This window comes from Kitasatospora sp. NPDC049285, assembly GCF_040678815.1.
GTDB lineage: Bacteria > Actinomycetota > Actinomycetes > Streptomycetales > Streptomycetaceae > Kitasatospora.
Genome location: NZ_JBFAQR010000015.1, coordinates 1 through 17828 on the forward strand (window position 1 = coordinate 1; position 17828 = coordinate 17828).

Consider the following 17828-nt stretch of genomic DNA (forward strand, 5'->3'; position numbering starts at 1 on the left):
GACGGCAGAGGGCTGAGAGCCACACCCGACACCCCTGGGTGAGCCAACCTTACGAGTGGCTCGCTCATCCCAACCAACAACGTAGGGAGGGCTGAGCACCTCCGTGACCGCGAACCAGGACACCCACGGGGTGCGCGAGGTCGTCGTCATCGGCTCCGGCCCCGCCGGATACACCGCCGCCCTCTACACTGCCCGCGCCCAACTGCGCCCGCTGCTCTTCGGCAGCTCATATTCGTCGGCGGCTCCCTGACCACCACCACCGAGGTCGAGAACTTCCCCGGTTTCCCCGACGGCGTCGACGGCCCCGACCTCATGACGAACATGCGGGCCCAGGCCGAGAAGTTCGGCGCCGAGATGGTCGACGACGACCTCACCGGCGACGTCAAGCTGCTCACCGACTCCGAGGGCACGGTCCACCGCGCCAAGGCGGTGATCATCGCCACCGGCTCCGGCTAACGCAAGCTCGGCGTCGATGGCGAGGACAAGCTGTCGGGCCGCGGGGTGTCCTGGTGCGCGACCTGCGACGGCTTCTTCCTCGCTCTGGTCGCCGAGCTCGACGACAACGGGGCCCTGTGGCAGGGCGTGCTGATCTTCCCTATAACGTCAGCGTGTTGAGCTGGCTCTGTCCGGCCCAGGGGGCCCAGCGGTGGGCATGCGGGCGCCATTTGCTTGAATCCGCTGCATGACGGACTGGTCCCAGCTCAGCCACGCGTACGGCACTGCCCAAGACATCCCCGGCCTCCTCGACGCCATGAGCCCGGACCCGCACGATTCCTGTTGGAACGAGCTCTGGTCCGCCCTGTGCCACCAGGGCACGGTCTACTCGGCCAGTAACGCGGCGCTTCCGGCCCTGGCCGACGCGGCCCGGCGCTGGTCGCCGACGGAGCGGAGAGAACCGCTTTACCTGGCCGGTGCCATCGTCGCCAGCATCGACCGGCCCGACAACGGGGAAGATCCCTACGTGTCCCACTCCGCGGAGATCGCCGAGATGCGGGAGCTCACCGAAGAAGCCCTGCGAGATCCCGAGCTGGCCGAAGACCCACTCAACTACGTCCAGCTCCTGGGGACTTTGCTCAGCTTCGAGGGGATCGAGGTCTGGGGCGAGCAGATCGACGGCCTCAACGGCGAGGAGTACGAACTGCCCTGCCCTGCGTGCGAAGCCGAGAACTCGATCGTCTTCGGCGAACACGGCTACTTCTCGACCACCGACAGCCTGTACATGCTCCATACTCCCGCCAAGCAGTTCCCCCTCCAACCGCGGGATCCTTCGGCGATGCAGGGCCTGGCCGGCAGACTGCACAAGCGCATCCTCGCGGACGGCCACCCCGACCTCGCGCACAAGTTGACCTACGTCTTCGGTACGGCCCAATGCGCGGAATGCGGCAGACCCTTCGATGTCGCGGAAGCCGTCGTCGCCCGCTGGGGTGCCTGACAGGTCGACGTGACGGCACCCCCGGCTGGAGAACATCGCGAAACCACCGCCGACAAGCCGTCCGATTCGTGGCGGGGCGGGTGTGCCCGAGCCGGGCCAGACAAGCTGACTCGACAGGGAACTTGTTCTCCTTGGTCCGACTGCCTCACAACCTCGGTGAGCAGGAAGCCGTGAACCGGCTACGCAAGCCAGATGCTCATCACGTACTGCCGCTCGATCGGCGGGGAGGCTGGCCGCCTCACCGCGCAGCAATCAGTCCGGCTGCTGCGCGCCACCGTGCCCGTGACCTGGTAGCCGACGATCCCGAGAAGGCGGCGCGGCCCCGGCGCCTGCCCGCGACTGGGGTTCGCGGGGGCCACGGGGCCGCGCCGTTGGTCGGCTGGCTGCTGCTTTGCCGGCCGACTCGCGCCGCCGGGGTGTGTGCCTTCCCAGCCGATCAGGGCCAGCACCTCACGGTCCCGCTCCCCCAGGCGCGCCCACGCGGCGTACACACCGTCACGAGCGACCACCTGCTCCGCCACGTCCCGCACCGGCACCGGTGGTTCGGCCTCCCACCGCGCGGCCAGCCGCTCGGTGCGCTCCCGGCCGCGAAGATGATTGGCCACTACGTTCCGCGCCACCCCGTACAGCCACGGCAACGGCTCAGCCGGCACCTCCGCCCAGCGCCGCCACGCGACGACGAACACCTCCGCCGCCAAGTCGCCCGCGCTGTCGGCGCCCACCCGCCGGTGGGCATAGCGCAGCACCGCCGCATGATGCTCGCCGTACAGCACGCTGAACTCCTCAGCCGCACCCACCCTGCCCCCTTACCTCGGTCTCCACCCTGGATGTGTCCAGCACCTCCGCGATTCTTACGTCTGGAACACATCCTGATCAGCCACGCGCTGCTCGCCAAGTTCGACAAGGTCTCCACCGGCAACGGCCAGCTGCCCAACGTCATCGGCGCCCACCCGGCCGCCGCGCACGGCAAACCCTCCGACCACTCGCCGGTGCTCGCCACCTTCAACCTGAAGGCGATGCCGGGCACGGCCGCGTCGTCCGACTCGTGATCCACCTCGGCCGCATCGGCTGATCACCGCGCTGCAGCGACGGTCCCGGCCCTCGGCAAAAGAGAGGGCCGGGACCGTCGGCGTTTCTTGCGGGCCGCGCTCTACTTGCCCTCCGGACGTCCGGGACGGGCTCGCAGTGGGTCTGCTGGCGTGGTGTCAGTCGTTCAGCGGTCGCCTGCAGAGAGTGCTCGAGAGAATACTTTCGGTATGGCAACGAACAGACTGGTCCCACTCCCCGGATCTGCGCGCACGGCCGCTGCCGACGCTCGCCCCGTGGGAGCTGTGGACGATTCCCAGCTCATCGACCTCACCCTCGTCCTGCGGCGCCGGGCGGAGATTCCCGACTCCCTGGTCCAGGGCCCGGAGACGATCAGCCGGCAGGAGCTGGCCGAGCGGTACGGAGCGGATCCGGCCGACGTGGAGATGATCCGTCGCACGGCGCAGGAGCAGGGGCTCCGGGTCTCCGAGGTCGACCAGGGCTCCCGCCGGATCAAGATCAGCGGTCCGCTGGGCCGGATCCGTGCCGTGGTCGACCCGGGATCACTCGAAATGGTCGAGAGTCGGCACCCGGACGGCGGCGAGCTGGTCGCGCACCGGCAGCGCGAAGGCGAACTGCAGATCCTCGCGGACTGGCAGGACGCCGTGGTCGCGGTCCTCGGCATGGACGACCGGCCCCAGGCCAAGCCTCACATCCACCGACTCAAGCCGGCTGCGGCCCGCACGAGCTACACGCCGGTGGAGCTCGGCAAGATCTACAGGTTCCCTCCGAACACCGACGGCTTGGGGCACCACCTCGCCATCATCGAGCTCGACGGCGGCTTCACGCAGGCGGACCTCGACGCGTACTTCTCCGGTCTCGGCATCGCGACGCCCAGCGTGACGGCGGTCGGAGTCAACGGCGCCGCCAACAAGCCGAACGGTGACCCGAACAGCGCCGACGGCGAGGTGCTGCTCGACATCGAGGTCGCGGGCGCGCTCGCGCCCCGCGCCAAGCAGATGGTCTACTTCGCGCACAACACCCTGCGGGGCTTCGCGGACGCGGTCAGCGCCGCGGTGCACGCCACGACCACGCCCACCGCGGTCAGCATCAGCTGGGGCGCGAACGAGGAGCGGTGGACCAAGCAGGGCCGCGACGATCTCGACGCCGCCCTGGCAGATGCCGCCGCCCTCGGCGTCACCGTCTGCGCCGCGGCCGGCGACAACGGCAGCAGCGACGGCGAGGTCGACGGCAAGCCGCATGCCGACTACCCCGCCTCCAGCCCCGGCACCCTCGCCTGCGGCGGGACGCACCTGGATGCCGACCGGAAGACCGGCGCGATCCGGATGGAACGGGTCTGGAACAACGGGCCCAAGTCCGCGTCCGGCGGCGGCGTCAGCAAGTTCTACACCCAGCCCATCTGGCAGAACGGCGTCGGCGTGCCGAACGGCACCCCGGGCAAGCAGCACCTCGGCCTGCCCGACGTCGCCGCCGTCGCCGACCCCACCACCGGGTACGAGGTGCTGGTCGACGGCGAGCGCATGGTCGTCGGCGGGACGAGCGCCGTGGCACCGCTGTGGGCGGCCCTGGCCTGCCGTCTGGCCGAGTCCCTCGGCCGTCCGCTGGGCCTGATGCAGCCCCTGCTCTACGACGGCGCCACGGCCGGCGCCTCCCCGGTCGGGTTCCGGGACATCATCCAGGGCGACATCGGAGCCTTCACAGCCGGCCCCGGCTGGGACGCCTGCACCGGGCTCGGCGTACCGGACGGCACCGCGCTGCTCCAGCGGCTGAAGGCCGACAGCCCCGCCTGACTGGGCGTTTCGTCCCTGACCTGGCGCGGAACATGACCACCGGGTCAGGGACGAAACGCCCAGTAAGCGGGCGGTGCGTGACCCGAGCGGGTGCACGGTCGTTGCCACCAAAGGCACGTTCCGTCACCGCCCAGGCCGGGCCCGGAGACTGTCCGAGGGCTGGCTCACGGTGGGACGGTCGCTGGCATACCTTTGGAGCGATTGAGTTGTGAATGAGCGGACAAGCGGCGCCGGTTGGCCGGTCAGCGTGCTGGTGACGGGTGCGACCAGCGGGATCGGGCTGGCCACTGCGCTGCTCCTGGCCCGCAAGGGGCGGCAGGTGATCGGGACCGCCCGTTCCAAGAGCAAGGCCGACGCACTGGTCCGCGCCGCTCGCGCCCAGGGGCTGGTGTTGGACGCGGTGGTCATGGACCTGACCGACCCGGTGTCCTGCCGGGAGGCCGTTGCGAGGGCGGCAGATCTCACGGACGGTGGCCCCCACGCGCTGGTGGCCAATGCCGGCATTCCGCTGACGGGGGCGATCACCGAGCTGTCGGAGGACCGGATCCGTGAGGTGTTGGAGGTCAACCTCGTAGGCACGCTGCGGATGTGCACGCTGGTGTTGCCCGCGATGCGCCAGCGGGGCCGGGGCCGGATCGTGACCGTGTCCTCTGTCTCCGCGCGGATCCCGGCGCCGATGAACGGCTGGTACACGGCCAGCAAGCACGCGCTCAGCGCGGCGACGCACAGCCTGCGGATGGAGACCCGCCGCTACGGCGTGCAGGTGGTCCTCATCGAGCCCGGGACCGTCGCGACCCCGTTCTGGGACCGGGCGCAGGAAGATCTGTCCGCCCTCACCGCTGTCCACGCCGATGCTGGTGTCCACGACCGTGCCGCGAGCCTCTTCACCCGCATCCAGCGGTCGGCCGGCGGGCCACAGCCGGTCGCCCGCACCATTGTGGGGCTCACTCGTAGTAGCGCCGTTCCTCGACGACCTCGTCGGCCCCGACGCGGCCGCCGAGTCGGCGGCGTCGGAGCACGGTCGTGTAGGTGAGCAGGCCGAGGAGTCCTGCGAACATCAGGATCCAGCCCACGACATGGACGTTGACGCCGGACATGTGCCAGTCCACCCCGAAAGCCAGTACGGCGCCCAGAGCGGCCAGCAGAACGCAGCCACCGATACCCACGTTTCCTCACCCCAGTTCTGTCGTCGTGTCGGTTCTCTGCTGCCCCGGATTCGGGAATCGACACGGCCCGAGTCCGGGTCGGCCGTGCGGGGCGTCTCCGGCGTCTGGGCGTCGACGTCGTCGCCGAGGACGTCCGTCCCGCTCCGGCCGCGGTCGGTCGGTGGCCGGGAGGTAGACCGTCAGCGAGCGGGGCGCCTTGTCGAGGAGGAGGGTGTCGGCGGCGTGGACGACCTCGCCGTCGCGGGCGTAGTGCTCGGTGTCGTGGATGCCGTCGACGCGTAGGCGGGAGAGGGTCGCCGAGCGGTAGACCCGGGAGCGTGCGAGCGTGCCGGTGAGGAACGCCGCGACCAGGCGGGTGCGGGCGAAGGGGTGACTGCCGTCGACGATCCGGACGTCGAGGGCGCCGTCGGTGAGGTCGCGGCGGAAGCTCGGCGCGAAGCCGGGCGGGTCGTAGCGGCCGTTGCCCGCGAACAGCAGCCAGAGGCTGCGCTCCCGGCCGATGACGACGGCGCGGGTGGGTTCGCCCTGGGCGAGCACCCGGACCAGGCCGACGGCCAGGGCGGGCCACTTGCCGAGGCACCTCTCCAACGACTCGCGGGCGCGTACCAGTTCGGGGTAGACGCCGATGCTGAACGTGTTGAGGAAGTACGCCCGCCCGGCGTCGCCCGCGTCCTCGCCCCCGGCGCCCTTGGGGGTGATCCGACCGAGGTCGACCGAGCCGCTGTGGCCGTTGCGGACGGCGTCGGCGGTGTCCCGCACGGTGTGCAGGCCCAGGTCGGTGATCGCTATCCGGCGGTCGTATAGCCCCACCCGCCCGAGGTACTCCTCGCACTCCCCCGGTGGTCGCCCTGCCGGCCCGGGGGGGGCGGATGGGACCTCCGGCGGAGCAGGGAGCAAGCGCGAGGTGGACGGTGTGCCCGCGAGCGACGCGCAGTGTCCGGGCCGGCGCCGGGCGCCGACCGCTCGGGCGATGACGAGGCGTCAGGTGATCGGACGGACCGGTGTCCTGAGGGCCGCGTCTGCGGGAAGCGGCACGGGACTCGGAACCGAGCCCTGTCCACCGGTGAGCCGCACGGACCCGCAGGTCCCCTGCTGTCACCGCCGGGTGCCCCCGTTGACGGTCAGTCCTGGTCGGCCGCGCTGTCGATGGACGTGATCGCGGGCCGGCCGAGCAGGGCGGTGTCCTCGTGGAAGCCCGCCGCGGCCAGGGCACGGGAGGCGAGCGCCAGGGCCTCGTGCTCGGCGGCGCGGCTGTCCTCCGCCGTCACCTCCAGGCGAAGGGTGAAGGTCGACCCGCCGTCGTTCAGGGTCAGCAGGTCCAGGTCCTGCGGATCCGTGCCGACTTCCTGTGGGTCGTTGCCGTGCAAGGCGCTGAGCAGCTGCGTCCTGGCAGCCTCGGTGACCTCCTGCTTGAACGTGCCGGGCAGGGAGACGACGAAGTCGGTCATGGCTACGGCCTGACGTCGGGGCGACGCGCTCGTGGCGTCGGGACGCGGTGGCGTGCAGCTGCGGGTGCAGCTGGCGTGCGTCTCTCCTCGATCGTCACACCGAAAAGCCGGGGTGGGCAGCGGCTGGAGTCCCGCTCGGGCCGTCAGGTCCGCTCGTCACGGGCGCGGAGACCGCCGAGCCCTCCGCGCAGAACGCGCGGCCGGCCGATCGTCCGGCACGAGTCGAGGGGTGGTACCGGACGGCCCGGCCACGAGGATTGACCCGGGTTCGAGGGGGAAGGCGTGGCGCAGCCCCATCCCCTCCCGATCGGAGTGAGCCCGATGACGCAGGTCGAGGAATCGATCGAGATCGCCGTCCCCCTCTCGGTGGCCTACAACCAGTGGACGCAGTTCGAGGACTTCCCGCTGTTCATGTCGAGCGTCGAGCGGATCGAGCAGCGATCGCCCGACCTGACCCACTGGGTGGTCAGGGTCGGCGGCACCACGCGGGAGTTCGACGCCCGGATCACCGAGCAGATCCCGGACGAGCGGGTCGCCTGGACCACTGTCTCGGGTGACCTGCACCAGGCCGGCGTGGTGACCTTCCACCGACTGGACGAGGGCAGGACGAAGGTGATGCTGCAGCTCGCGCACAAGCCGCACGGCCTGGTCGAGACGGTCGGCGACTGGCTCGGCTTCATCCACCGTCAGACCACCGACGACCTGCGGCACTTCAAGGACTACATCGAGTCGCGCGCAGCGGAGACCGGCGCCTGGCGCGGCCAAATCTGATCCGCCACCGCGAGCCGGCCCAGCACCGGCCTCACCCGGTACCGCTCGCCGGAGCGGCGCACCTGCTGGTCGCGAACACCGGCCGGTGGCCACAGAGCCGGTCGAACCGGGACGGCGGTCTGGTGGACGGTGGAGCCGTTGGCGGGCCGGGTGCCCACAGACGGTGAGCCCCGCGCCGCGCGCACTCCCTCCGACACCAGCCGTCCGCCGGAGCTCGCGGTCCGGGAGAGGGCCGAACTCGGCCTCGCGCACGGCCGGTTGCTGCCGGGCCAAGGCGGCGCCGATGCGCCGTACCGGTCGGGCGGCGGCCGGCCCCGGGCTACCGGAGCACGCCCCGAGGCCCGGTCCGCGAGGGCGGGCCGGGCCTGCGGTGGGCACGTCGAGCAGGGGGCGGGTGGCCAGGAGACCGGCACCCGGTCCGGGGCCTGGACCGTGGGGCCGTGGCGCGGGGTGGGCCGCAGCGGCCACCAGAGGGTGCGGCCCAGGAGGGCGGCCACGGCGGGGACGAGGACCAGCGAGAGGACGACGGCGGAGAGCAGGATACCGAGCGTCATCGCGAAGGCGACCTGCTCGCTGCCCGGGATGGTCGCGAGGGTCGCGAAGGAGCCGGCCAGGACCAGGCCCGCCGTGGCGATCGCCGGGCCGGTGTGGCGGACGGCGCGGGCCACCGCGCCGCCGACCGGCCCGGGGCGCTGCACCGGCCACCCCGCCGCCGCCTCGGCCGCCGACCCTCGCGATCGGAGCAGGAGCAGCAACATGGCCCCTCGATGCGCTGTTGGCCGATCGAGTGCGGTTGCTGGGCACCAGCCACCCACACACCGTCGCCGTCGGATACGCGCGTGCCGACTGGTGGTGGGAGGCCAAGGAGCGAGACCGCGCCAACTGGTCTTTATCCCGTCCCACAGGTGGCCACGCCGCATGTAATGACGGCGGCGGGCTCGGAGTACGGAGAGGGGGCCTACTCGTAGCGGCGGTCGCGTCTCTGTGTCAATTGGGGCGGTCGTCCACCGGTGCCACGCATTCCGCCCTGCCCAGGTCCTGACAGGGAAGCGGGCTACCAGCCGGTGGGCCGATCGGTGCGTCGCCGACCACGCTGATCGCGAGGACGAGGTCATGGGCTCCCGAGCCGGCGCAGCGGGTTTCGGTCTGGATGGCCGTGTTGGTGAGCCGGCGAGGCTCGGGGAGTTCGAGTAGCGGGCGCAGTTGCTGTCGGGCCCAGGCTGCGGCGTGGTGTTGGTCGAGGACGTGGGAGAGGTGGACCGCGGTGTTGTAGAGGTGGATGTGGCTGGGTTCGCGTTCGGCGATGGTGAGAGCACGGGCTCCGTCCTGGTAGGCGGTGGCGGTCTCGCTGAGGGGAAGCGGACGGCTGCCGCCGAGGTAGCGCCGGGCGCGCTGTGCGTGAGGGCGACAAGGTCGCTGATGGTCTCGCGGCACTGCTGGATGGTCGAGGGGCGCTGTGTGCGGGGGACTTTGAGGATGAACGTGCGGACGGTTTCGGTGTTCAGGGTGCCGGGGCCGAGGCCTGCGGCCGCGTTCTTGGCTGCGCTGACCTGGCCAGCCATCAGGAGGCCGAGGACGGTGTCGCTCAGGAGGTCTTGGCCGTGCTGAATGTGGGTCCGTCCTTGTTCGGCTTCTTCGATCGTCAGGCGGGCGGCCAGCAGGTCTAGGACACGCGCCATGGCAGCGCCGGTCTCGGGACAGAAGTCGGTGCTGGCCACCGCGAGGACCGGAGTGGGTTTGGGCGATGCTCTCCGTCCCCCTGTGGCGGGGGCCTGTCCTCGTGGGCTCGCTCAGCCTGCTCGCCCCGGACGCGTGTCTGCAGCGGCGTGCTGAGCGTCTCTCCGACGTGACGATGGACGCCGCCGCGGCCCTGTCCCGGCGGCTCGAGCACTCCCGGACGGTGCGTCAGACCATGCCGATCCTCCAGCAGGCCGGCTGAAGTCGTCTCTCGGGGATTCCGATGAGCCGCTCAGTCCCCATCGCCCTGGCGCGTCAGGCAGCCGGAGACCGCATCGCGATCGCCTACCGCTCCACGCCGCCAGCCGAGGGATTCCTGCCGGTTCAGTACGACACCGCGCAGGACAGCGAGGTCGGTGACGCGTTCCTCGTGATCGCGAAGAACAGGACCCGGTCGACGTCGGTATCGAACGCCGGACCACCAAGGACAGGCTCCTGCTCACGCTTCCGAGAACGACTTCACAGAAGATCACCCACGCGGCCCCTGGCATGACCTCAGGCCGGCTGCATCACCGGACAGGTCCCTCGCCGTCGACGGCGGACCGCCCACGGGGCACTGAACTGAGGGGCACTGAGCTGATGCGCGACAACCGTCCTCCCGCAGGCGCCTGCACGACGGACACTACGAGGCAACGCGAGGAGTCGGCCATGGTCTGAGGCATCGTGCGGCCCGCTGGCTGGGCCGCTGGGCTGCCGCCCGGCAACCGGTGTTACCGGCACCGGAACCCGACGGCACGCCACCGACCACCACCCGGATCGACGGAGCCAGCGCTCACGTCGTTCCGGTGATGGACCGGCCGGCCGTCCTCCGTGAGGACCTGCCGCCCGGTGTACCGCCCGTCCCCGGGCGGGTCCAACAGGCGATGCCACCCCCGGGAGCAGCAGCGCGCCCCAGGGATCGTGCTGCCTCCACCTCCAGTAGAGACCCCTCGATGATGCCTGACACCATTCCGGCGTGTCACGCGGTTGCAGGGGCGCACAGGCGCGCCCCCGCGATCCGTGACACACCGTCAGACCACCCTGCCCCGCCCGCGAAAGGCGACACCGCCCGGCCCGCGATCGGCCTCGATCCGCTGCGCCTCGACCGTGCGACGCGCCGGCGGCTGCGGACGGCCGTCCTCGCCGTTCTCCGCTCGCCTGCGGCCGCAGGCCTGACCGACACCGACCACCTGCTGCGCGTGGTCACCCTCGCGAAGTCCGAACTCGCCCGGACCTGCGCCGCCACGACGACAGCCCCCCAGATGGGCCGCTGGCTCGGGGTGAGCGCCTCCGCGGTCCACCAGTCACTGGCCCGCCAACGCGCAGCATCGACCCTTCTGACGCGCCGACGGTTCAGCGACACCGGCACGGTCAGCGGCCTCCACATCGGTATACCGGAGCATGTCGACGCCGTCCGCACGCGCGACCACCATCACCCGCTCGCTCTCGACCGACCGTCGCTGGCGACCCTGCTCCGCCTCATCGAGCGCCTCTTCGCCCCAGGCTGGCACCACCCCGACAGGCCGGACACTCCCCCCGGCCTGCTGGCCGCACGCACGGGCCGCGGCGCGGCCACCGACCGCCTCGCACTGCTGCTTCTCGTGCTCGAGGCACGGCCGAGCGGGCGGGTCCGGCTGTGCGCCGGACGCGTGGGCAGGCGCGGTCGCGCGGCGGCCACGCTCGCCCGCCTCCTGGGTAACGGCTGGACCCCGGCCGGCGCGGCCGGCATCCTCCGGGCGCCTCCAGAACGCGGGTGCGATCCGGCTCGTCCGCCAGAGCGCTGCGAACCGCCTGCGGCACCACGGCGGAATCGAGGTGCCGGCCGTCGCACAGGCACGGGCAGCACTGAATGCCGCGCAGAAGCGCCACGCCGGCTCCGATCCCGACACCGCCGCTCCTGCACGGCGGCGGTCCACCCGAAAAAGGACATCCTGTCCCGCGTGGAGCGCGGGACTGACGAGGCCTTCGAGTCGCTGGTGTTCGGCAACTTCGATGGGCGTCGCCCTCACCGGCGCCGACCTGGAGGTGCCGCCCGAGCACGCCCGCGCCGCCCGGTTCGGCCTGACCGCGCTGCTGCCCGCCACCCCGACAGGCATCGCGGCCTGTCTGGCCGTCACCCCGACCGCCCGGCGGACATGCTGACGGTCCATCGGTTTCGGATTGGCCTTGGACCGCGGCCGCGCCCCTGCCGTACGTTTCGGCCCATGCGCATCCGAATCGTCGACGCCTTCACCGATCGTCCGTTCTCCGGGAACCCGGCCGGGGTGGTGCTGCTGGGCTCCGAGGGCTTCCCCGCCGACTCCTGGCTCCAGCAGGTCGCCGCCGAGGTCAACCTCTCCGAGACCGCCTTCGCCCACCCCCTCCCGCCCGGCCGCGACGCGGACTGGGCACTGCGCTGGTTCACGCCCCGCACCGAGGTCGACATCTGCGGTCACGCCACCCTCGCCACCGCACACGTCCTGAACGCCTCCGGCACGGTCCGCTTCACCACCCGGGGCGGCATCCTCACCGCCACCACCGAACCCGACGGCACGATCACCCTGGACTTCCCCACCTCCTCGCTCACGCCCGTCGACGTGCCCGCCGGCCTGGCCGAGGCGCTCGGGGCGCAGCCGGTCGCCGTCCACGACACCTCTGCCGCCATGGGCGACCTCGTGGTGGAACTCGCCGACGAGAAGACCGTGCGCGAGCTCACCCCCGACCTCGCCGCGCTCGCCGCCGCGCCCCTCTCCGCCCGGGGCGTCATCGCGACCGCCCTGGCCGACGACCCGGACGGCGCCCACCAGTTCGTCTCGCGCTGCTTCTTCCCCGCCATCGGCATCGACGAGGACCCGGTCACCGGCAGCGCCCACACCGCCCTCGCCCCGTACTGGTCCGCCCGGCTGCACCGCGACGACCTCACCGGCCGCCAGGGTGGCGCCCGCACCGGCCTGGTCCGCACCCGCCTCCACGGCGACCGCACCCTGCTCACCGGCCGCGCCGTCACCGTGATCGACGGAGAACTCCACGGCTGACCCGCCGGGCCCGTTCCGTTTGACCGACTCTGAAACCGCCCACACATCGGATCAGCGGGCCGCGACAGGGCGACCGCAGACGGCAGCCGCCCGTCCCGGCAACGGCGGACGGCACCGGGGACCCTGCCTCGGGAAGTCAGCCACGCCGCGCGGACCCTCGAGGTCAGGGAGCAGACCGCCCGACCCGGCGGCCCTGGTGGTGGGTGTGCTGGTCGTGGCGGCGGCGGCCGTGGTGAGGGTGGCGGCGCTGTGCCCCGGGAGCCGGGCTATCTTCTCGCCATGGAGCCGCTGACGTTCGACTACGAGAGCCTGCATCTGCGCGTGGATCGGGGAGTGTTCGAACTGTTCGCCAGGGGCAGCTCCGAGCTTCGGACGCCGCTGCGGTGGCTCGGGGTGCTGGTGCATTACAAGAAGCCCGACCGGCCCGGCGAGTTGTTCATCGGCACCGTACGCGACCCGAACACCGCGCTCTACGGCACCGACCGGGCCGCCTTCTGGTACAGCACCACGCCCGAGTTCCGGGTCCCGCTCCACGAGGAGCCGTTGTTCCGCGCGTACTTCACCGAGGTGGCCGCGCTCGCCGACCGGCGGGTGGTCTGAGAGGGAAGCGGCGGAGCCGAAGGTTCCAGCACGACGCCTGTACATTCCAGGTCCGGAGCTCGGCACGCTCCCGTAGATCGGCTCGCCCGGACCCTCGGCGATACCGAAGTCCGGCCGGGTCCGCCCCGCTCGACGCACCTCGGCGTACACCGTCACCCAGGCCAGCGGGTAGCGGTACGGCCCGATGACGTCGCTGCGCCGGAAGACCTCGACGATCCCGCGGTCGACCTGGTGTTCTTCCGGCACGAGATCCCGGCCACCGACGTGCGCCTCTACCGCGGCTTCTTCACCGAGCCCGCCCACCTGCCCGACCGCCCGATCGCCTCGTAAGGCGGACCGGGTCCGATCGGACCACGGCGGTGGCGTCCTCGGCATCCGGCTCCGCCGCCGCGACCCGCTCGGCGAGCGGGTCGCGGCAGGCGCGCGGAGTGGACGAGCTGGCGGCGCCGGGAGCAGGGCCTCGCACGGTTCCCCCGCCGCCGCCCCGCGGCCGGCCGAGGCCGACTACCGGGGAGCCGTCGGCAGCCCCTGTCCTGCTGGAGTTGGCGGCCGGCCGGCCGTGGCTGGCTGAGCGGCGCAGCGTTGGCTGGGCGGTGTCGGCCGTGGGGTCAGAGCGGTGTGCCGGCGAGGATGATCTCGCTTGCGCTGGTCCAGGGTCCACGGTTGCCGGCTTCGGTGAGGGCGCGTAGGCGCAGGAAGCGACCGGCGGTGGTAGGCAGTTGGGCGGACTTGCGCATGGCGGTGTCGGCGAACGTGCCACCCGCCACCGGAGCGCCCCAGGCTGTGGTGGTCCTTCCGAGAGTGGCAGGTGCATTCCCGCTGTTCAGACGAAGGGTGGCAAGGACGGGGAGCAGCGTCCTTCTCCGGCGGAGGTTCCGGCATGCGACGGGCGCAGGCGCACCGGGTCAGGCTCTGGTGGGCCCTGGGGTCGCCGCCCCGCCACGCCTGGCCGGGGCCGCGGACCTGGGATCGGGCGGGGTCACGTGCCGGCGTCGGGCTCCTGGTCTTGCCGGGAGCGGGCGCGGAGTTGTTCGTTGAGGCGCAGCGCTTCTTCGAGTTGGTCTTCGAGGATGATGATGCGGCAGGCGGCTTCGATGGGGGTGCCCTGGTCGACGAGGTCGCGGGCGCGCATGGCGATGCGTAGTTGGTAGCGGGAGTAGCGGCGGTGTCCGCCGTCGGAGCGCAGTGGGGTGATGAGGCGGTGTTCGCCGAGGGCGCGTAGGAAGCCGGGGGTGGTGGCGGTCATCTCGGCGGCGCGGCCCATGGTGTAGGCGGGATAGTCGTCGTCGTCGAGCATGCCGGGTGTGTCGGGCGTGTCGTAGCGGGCCGTGGTAGTCACTGCACCTCTCTGGTTCTCGGGGAGAACGCGTCGAGGGGCCCCGGGGCCATGTCGGCTCCCGGGGCCCCGAAGGGGAAACAACACCATCTACCGGCCTGGGCCGGTCCTGTGACTTCCGCACTGCCCCTGGGGGGTGTGCGGGGATCGCGTATGCGTGACCGGAAACCACCGTCCTTGGATTGGGGTCTGCGGTGTCCGCCCGGGCTGGTCCTCACGGGCCGGGCGATCCTGATGGCGCTTGCGCCCTCCGTTCGTCCTCTGTACTGACCTGTCATGTTGCGTACTGCTGGTCCTGCACCCCGCCAGTAGGTTCCGTCGGCCGTCCTGCGCTTGCTCTGGCCTGGAACTCCCCTGCCGGGCCCTCGGCACGCGCGCCCGCAGTCTGGGCGCCTTCACCGAGGTCGTGCCGGTCTCGCGACTGCTGGTACCGCACTCGCCGAACTGCACACTGCTCGAGACCGTCATCGGCAGCCCCTGATACCTGCGGGCCGCCCGCTCCGGCAGCCAGCCCCGTCGCCGCCCTGCACCTGCCTGGCTTCGGAACTCCACTGCCGGACCGACCTGCGAACTTCCGTCCAACAATCCGGCCAGTTCATGTCTGGCCGGTATCGCCGACTTCTTCCAACGAGAGAAACGTTAGACCCGCCCGCGAGCAATGTCTACTCCGGCGAGGACAGATATTTCCGTGCCTGCGGGTGAGGTAGTCTCCCGCTGCGCGGCGGCGCCACCCCCCGAGCCGCCGCCGCGCGCCGAGCCATCGAGCAGCACCGCGCAGGGAGGCGGCAGTGGAAGACGTGGTGTCCGCAGCACCGCAGACGGCCCGGGAGGGGCAGGCGGCCTTGATCGAGGCGATCACCGAGGCCGTGCACGACGGCGACGACCGCACCGTCCGCCGCCTGCTGGCACGCTTCGCCGAACTGGCCACCGTCGCCGACCTGCACGTCCTGCGCGACGCCCTTCCCCTCCGGCCGGCACAGGCGCAGGCGGCCCCGCCGGAACCCACTCGCGGGACAGCTCGACCGGGTGCGCACGACGATCCCACTCCCGATACCGCGGCGCGCGGCGCGCTCGTCCTGCCTGGTCGGGACGGCGGAGCCGGTGCCCGCCCGGTGGACGGGCTGCGCCACGGCGCCGGTGCCGGCCGGTACCCGGCCTGACCGGCCCGATCGCACCTGGCCCGAGGCGGAGGCGACGGCACGACCGCTGGGCGTCGCCCGTGCCGGAGCGGGATTCAGGAGCACTGCGGCGTCGGCGCTGCCGGATCGGACAGGGCTACGCTGATCTATGACCACAGACGGGGCGTTGATCGGGATCCGCGCCCTGCGGGATGTCAACGCGGTGCTGTCCGCTCTGCCCGGTGATTCCCCGGACCCGGCAGTCGCCGGTGCCCGCGAGGCGTGCGACTGGGCAGTCGGGCGCCGGCACGACGGTCCGGTCACCCACGCGGAGCTGCCGGGGTCACTGCCAAGCCTCGTCCAGTTGGACAGCGAACGACGCGCCGCCTGGCGAACCGTGGAGGAGCCCCTCGCCGGGCGCAGGCAGCGCCGCCGCGCGCTCGGGGTCGCGCGGGCCCTGACATGGCTGGTCGACGTCTCAGCCGCTCCGCCCTGAGGACCGCGGCGCCGTCCGTTCAGGCGGCGACCGCCAGGTCGGCGCGGCCGAACAGCAGTGCGTAGCCGCGGGGCAGGTGGGCGAGGACGCGGTCGGTGAGTCGGTCGCCGGCGAGGGCGGCGAGGGCGGCCAGGACGGAGGAGGCGTCCCAGCGGGCGCCCGCGAGGCTGGTGTTCAGGGCGCGGGCGACGGCTTCGACGAAGGCCGGGGCGGTGACCGGCTGGGGCAGCGGGATCTGCGCGGCGAAGACCGCGCGGGCCTGCTCGGGCAGGGCTGCGGCCAGGTCGCAGCGTTCCTCTCCCGTGAGCTGGCCGCCGAGGACGGCCAGGACGGCGGTGAGGACGCGCTCGGCCTCCTGGTCGGTGGTGTAGCGGCCGAGGGTGCGGACCTGCTGGAGGAAGAGGCGGTACCGGGTCATGGCGGTGGCCTTCCGGGCTGGCGCCGGTCGGGCGGGCGAGGCGGCGCGGATGGATGGTCAGGGGCGGTGGCCGGGCTGGGGCCGGCCGAACAGGAGGTCGTAGCCGGGCGGCAGTTGGAGCAGGACCTGCTCGGTGAGGCCGTCCCCGGCCGCGTCGGCGACCGTGGACAGGACTGCGCCGATGTCCCACAGGGCCGTGGTCTCGGTGGCACCTTCGATCCAGGCCGCGGTCGCGCGCACGAACCGCTCCGGGCTGAGCGGCTCGGCGGCCTGCAGCGGATTGAGCAGGACCAGGGCGAGGGTTTCCGGTAGACGGGCAGCCAGGTCGGCCCGGACGCGGCCGACCAGGTGGGCGCCGAGCAGGGCCAGGACGACACGCGCCGCCCGCTCGGCCTCCTGAAGGGTGTCGTACTCACCGCGCTCCCGGATCTCCTCCAGGAACGCCTCCCATCGAAGAGTCACCGCGGTTCTCCCTCCGTTCCACGGCACCGGCGCGAACACCGTCGGCGCCCGGTCAGGGCTCGACGGTCAGGCGCCGGTGCAGACCGGTGAGCCTGAGCAGCCGAACCACGCAGCCGCCGGCCCCGCGCAGGACCAGGCGCGCGCCGCACCGCTCGGCCTGGTTGCGGGCCCGGACCAGGGCGCCCAGGCCCGCGCAGTCCATGAACGTCACCCCCGACAGGTCGAGTACGACCTCCCGCCGCTCCGTCAGGGCTCGGGCCAACTCCCTGTGCAGGCCTGGCGCGGTGTCCAGGTCGATCTCCCCGCACGCCCGGACCACCACGGATTCGTGTTGTCCCTGGTCGTCGCGCATGGCGGCCTCCGCTGTCAGCCCGGCCCGCGCGGTGTGGAACGGCTTGGACCACGGGCCGGGCGGTGGAGCCGGCCGGGGTGGCCGTCCCGCACGGCCGGGGGGTGAGCGGTGCGGGACGGCGGACCGGGGCCGGTCAGGCCTGGATCTGCTTGCGGTCGCCGCTGCTGCGGCTGATCGCGATCTTGCGGGGCTTGGCCTTCTCGGCGACCGGAATCTTCAGCGTCAGCACGCCGGCGTCGTAGTCGGCGCTGATCCCCGCGGGGTCGAGGGTGTCGGAGAGCATGACCTGCCGGGAGAACACGCCGAGCGGACGCTCGGACAGCTCCCACTTCACGTCGTCGCCCTGGCGGTGCGGCCGGCGCTCGGCCTTGACGGTCAACATGTTCCGCTCGACGTCGATGTCGATCGCGTCCGGGTCCACGCCGGGAAGATCGAAGCAGATCACGTACTCGTCACCGGCGCGGTAGGCGTCCAACGGCATCGGCGTCGGCCGCGACCACGTGCCGGTCGTGCCCAGGAACTGCTGGGTCAGACGGTCCAGTTCACGGAACGTATCGGTGCGCATCAGCATCGTGAAACACCTCCACTGATCGATGGGTGCCAGTGCGCTTTCACCTGAAACCGTTCTAACATGTCATCCATCCGATGACAAACACCCGAGT

At 72.0% G+C, this 17828-nt stretch carries 22 protein-coding genes and 1 pseudogene; 12 read left to right on the plus strand and 11 right to left on the minus strand.

What is annotated here, in order from left to right; all coding sequences use genetic code 11:
* Window positions 1-130 precede the first annotated feature (130 nt).
* Together AB0K51_RS12725 and AB0K51_RS12730 are read left to right on the plus strand one after the other, a co-directional pair.
* A pseudogene (locus AB0K51_RS12725) lies at window positions 131-534 on the plus strand (FAD-dependent oxidoreductase); the annotation flags it as partial.
* A 148-nt stretch (window positions 535-682) separates the two neighbouring features.
* On the plus strand, window positions 683-1432 hold the full coding sequence (locus AB0K51_RS12730; RefSeq protein WP_363453612.1) for a hypothetical protein: 750 nt from the start codon (window positions 683-685) through the stop codon (window positions 1430-1432).
* A 179-nt stretch (window positions 1433-1611) separates the two neighbouring features.
* Here AB0K51_RS12730 and AB0K51_RS12735 read toward each other — a convergent pair whose 3' ends face one another.
* Window positions 1612-2205 carry a sigma-70 family RNA polymerase sigma factor gene (locus AB0K51_RS12735; RefSeq protein WP_363453614.1) on the minus strand — a complete coding sequence of 198 codons (594 nt, stop codon included), beginning with the start codon at window positions 2203-2205 and terminating at the stop codon, window positions 1612-1614.
* Between the two features lie 54 nt (window positions 2206-2259).
* Here AB0K51_RS12735 and AB0K51_RS12740 point away from each other — a divergent pair, with 54 nt between their 5' ends.
* The 3 genes from AB0K51_RS12740 to AB0K51_RS12750 all read left to right on the plus strand — a co-directional run bounded on the left by AB0K51_RS12740 (window position 2260) and on the right by AB0K51_RS12750 (window position 5302).
* A complete protein-coding gene (locus tag AB0K51_RS12740; protein ID WP_363453616.1) occupies window positions 2260-2481 on the plus strand; it encodes a hypothetical protein in 222 nt (73 codons plus the stop codon).
* A gap of 282 nt (window positions 2482-2763) precedes the next feature.
* Window positions 2764-4269: a S53 family peptidase gene (locus tag AB0K51_RS12745; RefSeq protein WP_363453618.1), complete on the plus strand. Its 1506-nt coding sequence runs from the start codon at window positions 2764-2766 to the stop codon at window positions 4267-4269.
* A gap of 253 nt (window positions 4270-4522) precedes the next feature.
* A complete protein-coding gene (locus AB0K51_RS12750) occupies window positions 4523-5302 on the plus strand; it encodes an SDR family NAD(P)-dependent oxidoreductase (RefSeq protein ID WP_363453620.1) in 780 nt (259 codons plus the stop codon).
* Here the strand turns inward: AB0K51_RS12750 and AB0K51_RS12755 are convergent.
* The 3 genes from AB0K51_RS12755 to AB0K51_RS12765 all read right to left on the minus strand — a co-directional run bounded on the left by AB0K51_RS12755 (window position 5214) and on the right by AB0K51_RS12765 (window position 6883).
* The gene (locus AB0K51_RS12755; RefSeq protein WP_363453622.1) at window positions 5214-5435 is read right to left on the minus strand and encodes a DUF6458 family protein; all 222 of its coding nucleotides are present in this window, start codon (window positions 5433-5435) and stop codon (window positions 5214-5216) included. The genes AB0K51_RS12750 and AB0K51_RS12755 overlap by 89 nt on opposite strands.
* A gap of 6 nt (window positions 5436-5441) precedes the next feature.
* Window positions 5442-6245: a hypothetical protein gene (locus tag AB0K51_RS12760; RefSeq protein WP_363453624.1), complete on the minus strand. Its 804-nt coding sequence runs from the start codon at window positions 6243-6245 to the stop codon at window positions 5442-5444.
* 311 nt (window positions 6246-6556) lie between these two features.
* Window positions 6557-6883 (minus strand): hypothetical protein, encoded by a 327-nt coding sequence (locus tag AB0K51_RS12765; protein ID WP_363453626.1) that lies wholly within the window; start codon window positions 6881-6883, stop codon window positions 6557-6559.
* Between the two features lie 321 nt (window positions 6884-7204).
* Between AB0K51_RS12765 and AB0K51_RS12770 the strand changes: the two genes are divergently transcribed.
* A complete protein-coding gene (locus AB0K51_RS12770; RefSeq protein ID WP_363453628.1) occupies window positions 7205-7654 on the plus strand; it encodes an SRPBCC family protein in 450 nt (149 codons plus the stop codon).
* Here AB0K51_RS12770 and AB0K51_RS12775 read toward each other — a convergent pair.
* Window positions 7603-8412, minus strand: coding sequence for an MMPL family transporter (locus AB0K51_RS12775; RefSeq protein WP_363453630.1), 810 nt, complete (start codon window positions 8410-8412; stop codon window positions 7603-7605). The genes AB0K51_RS12770 and AB0K51_RS12775 overlap by 52 nt on opposite strands.
* A 636-nt stretch (window positions 8413-9048) precedes the next feature.
* Here AB0K51_RS12775 and AB0K51_RS12780 point away from each other — a divergent pair.
* The 5 genes from AB0K51_RS12780 (at window position 9049) to AB0K51_RS12800 (ending at window position 12984) form a co-directional block, all read left to right on the plus strand.
* Window positions 9049-9321: a hypothetical protein gene (locus tag AB0K51_RS12780; protein ID WP_363453632.1), complete on the plus strand. Its 273-nt coding sequence runs from the start codon at window positions 9049-9051 to the stop codon at window positions 9319-9321.
* A gap of 77 nt (window positions 9322-9398) precedes the next feature.
* Entirely contained in the window at window positions 9399-9593 is a 195-nt protein-coding gene (locus AB0K51_RS12785) for a hypothetical protein (RefSeq protein ID WP_363453634.1), read from the plus strand.
* A gap of 1769 nt (window positions 9594-11362) precedes the next feature.
* The gene (locus tag AB0K51_RS12790; RefSeq protein WP_363453636.1) at window positions 11363-11512 is read left to right on the plus strand and encodes a hypothetical protein; all 150 of its coding nucleotides are present in this window, start codon (window positions 11363-11365) and stop codon (window positions 11510-11512) included.
* 62 nt (window positions 11513-11574) lie between these two features.
* Window positions 11575-12384 (plus strand): PhzF family phenazine biosynthesis protein, encoded by an 810-nt coding sequence (locus AB0K51_RS12795; protein ID WP_363453638.1) that lies wholly within the window; start codon window positions 11575-11577, stop codon window positions 12382-12384.
* 279 nt (window positions 12385-12663) lie between these two features.
* Window positions 12664-12984: a hypothetical protein gene (locus tag AB0K51_RS12800; RefSeq protein WP_363453640.1), complete on the plus strand. Its 321-nt coding sequence runs from the start codon at window positions 12664-12666 to the stop codon at window positions 12982-12984.
* Window positions 12985-13592: 608 nt separating this feature from the next.
* On the opposite strand, the gene AB0K51_RS12805 is transcribed toward AB0K51_RS12800, so the two are convergent.
* Together AB0K51_RS12805 and AB0K51_RS12810 are read right to left on the minus strand one after the other, a co-directional pair.
* Window positions 13593-13751 carry a hypothetical protein gene (locus AB0K51_RS12805; RefSeq protein WP_363453642.1) on the minus strand — a complete coding sequence of 53 codons (159 nt, stop codon included), beginning with the start codon at window positions 13749-13751 and terminating at the stop codon, window positions 13593-13595.
* Between the two features lie 212 nt (window positions 13752-13963).
* Window positions 13964-14281, minus strand: coding sequence for a MerR family transcriptional regulator (locus AB0K51_RS12810; protein ID WP_363453848.1), 318 nt, complete (start codon window positions 14279-14281; stop codon window positions 13964-13966).
* An 839-nt stretch (window positions 14282-15120) separates the two neighbouring features.
* Here AB0K51_RS12810 and AB0K51_RS12815 point away from each other — a divergent pair.
* The gene (locus AB0K51_RS12815) at window positions 15121-15480 is read left to right on the plus strand and encodes a hypothetical protein (RefSeq protein WP_363453644.1); all 360 of its coding nucleotides are present in this window, start codon (window positions 15121-15123) and stop codon (window positions 15478-15480) included.
* A gap of 473 nt (window positions 15481-15953) precedes the next feature.
* Here AB0K51_RS12815 and AB0K51_RS12820 read toward each other — a convergent pair whose 3' ends face one another.
* The 4 genes from AB0K51_RS12820 to AB0K51_RS12835 all read right to left on the minus strand — a co-directional run bounded on the left by AB0K51_RS12820 (window position 15954) and on the right by AB0K51_RS12835 (window position 17737).
* The gene (locus AB0K51_RS12820) at window positions 15954-16352 is read right to left on the minus strand and encodes a DUF2267 domain-containing protein (RefSeq protein ID WP_363453646.1); all 399 of its coding nucleotides are present in this window, start codon (window positions 16350-16352) and stop codon (window positions 15954-15956) included.
* 57 nt (window positions 16353-16409) lie between these two features.
* Window positions 16410-16814, minus strand: coding sequence for a DUF2267 domain-containing protein (locus AB0K51_RS12825; protein WP_363453648.1), 405 nt, complete (start codon window positions 16812-16814; stop codon window positions 16410-16412).
* Window positions 16815-16866: 52 nt separating this feature from the next.
* The gene (locus AB0K51_RS12830) at window positions 16867-17166 is read right to left on the minus strand and encodes an STAS domain-containing protein (RefSeq protein WP_363453650.1); all 300 of its coding nucleotides are present in this window, start codon (window positions 17164-17166) and stop codon (window positions 16867-16869) included.
* Between the two features lie 133 nt (window positions 17167-17299).
* Window positions 17300-17737: an Hsp20/alpha crystallin family protein gene (locus tag AB0K51_RS12835; RefSeq protein WP_363453652.1), complete on the minus strand. Its 438-nt coding sequence runs from the start codon at window positions 17735-17737 to the stop codon at window positions 17300-17302.
* Window positions 17738-17828: the final 91 nt, after the last annotated feature.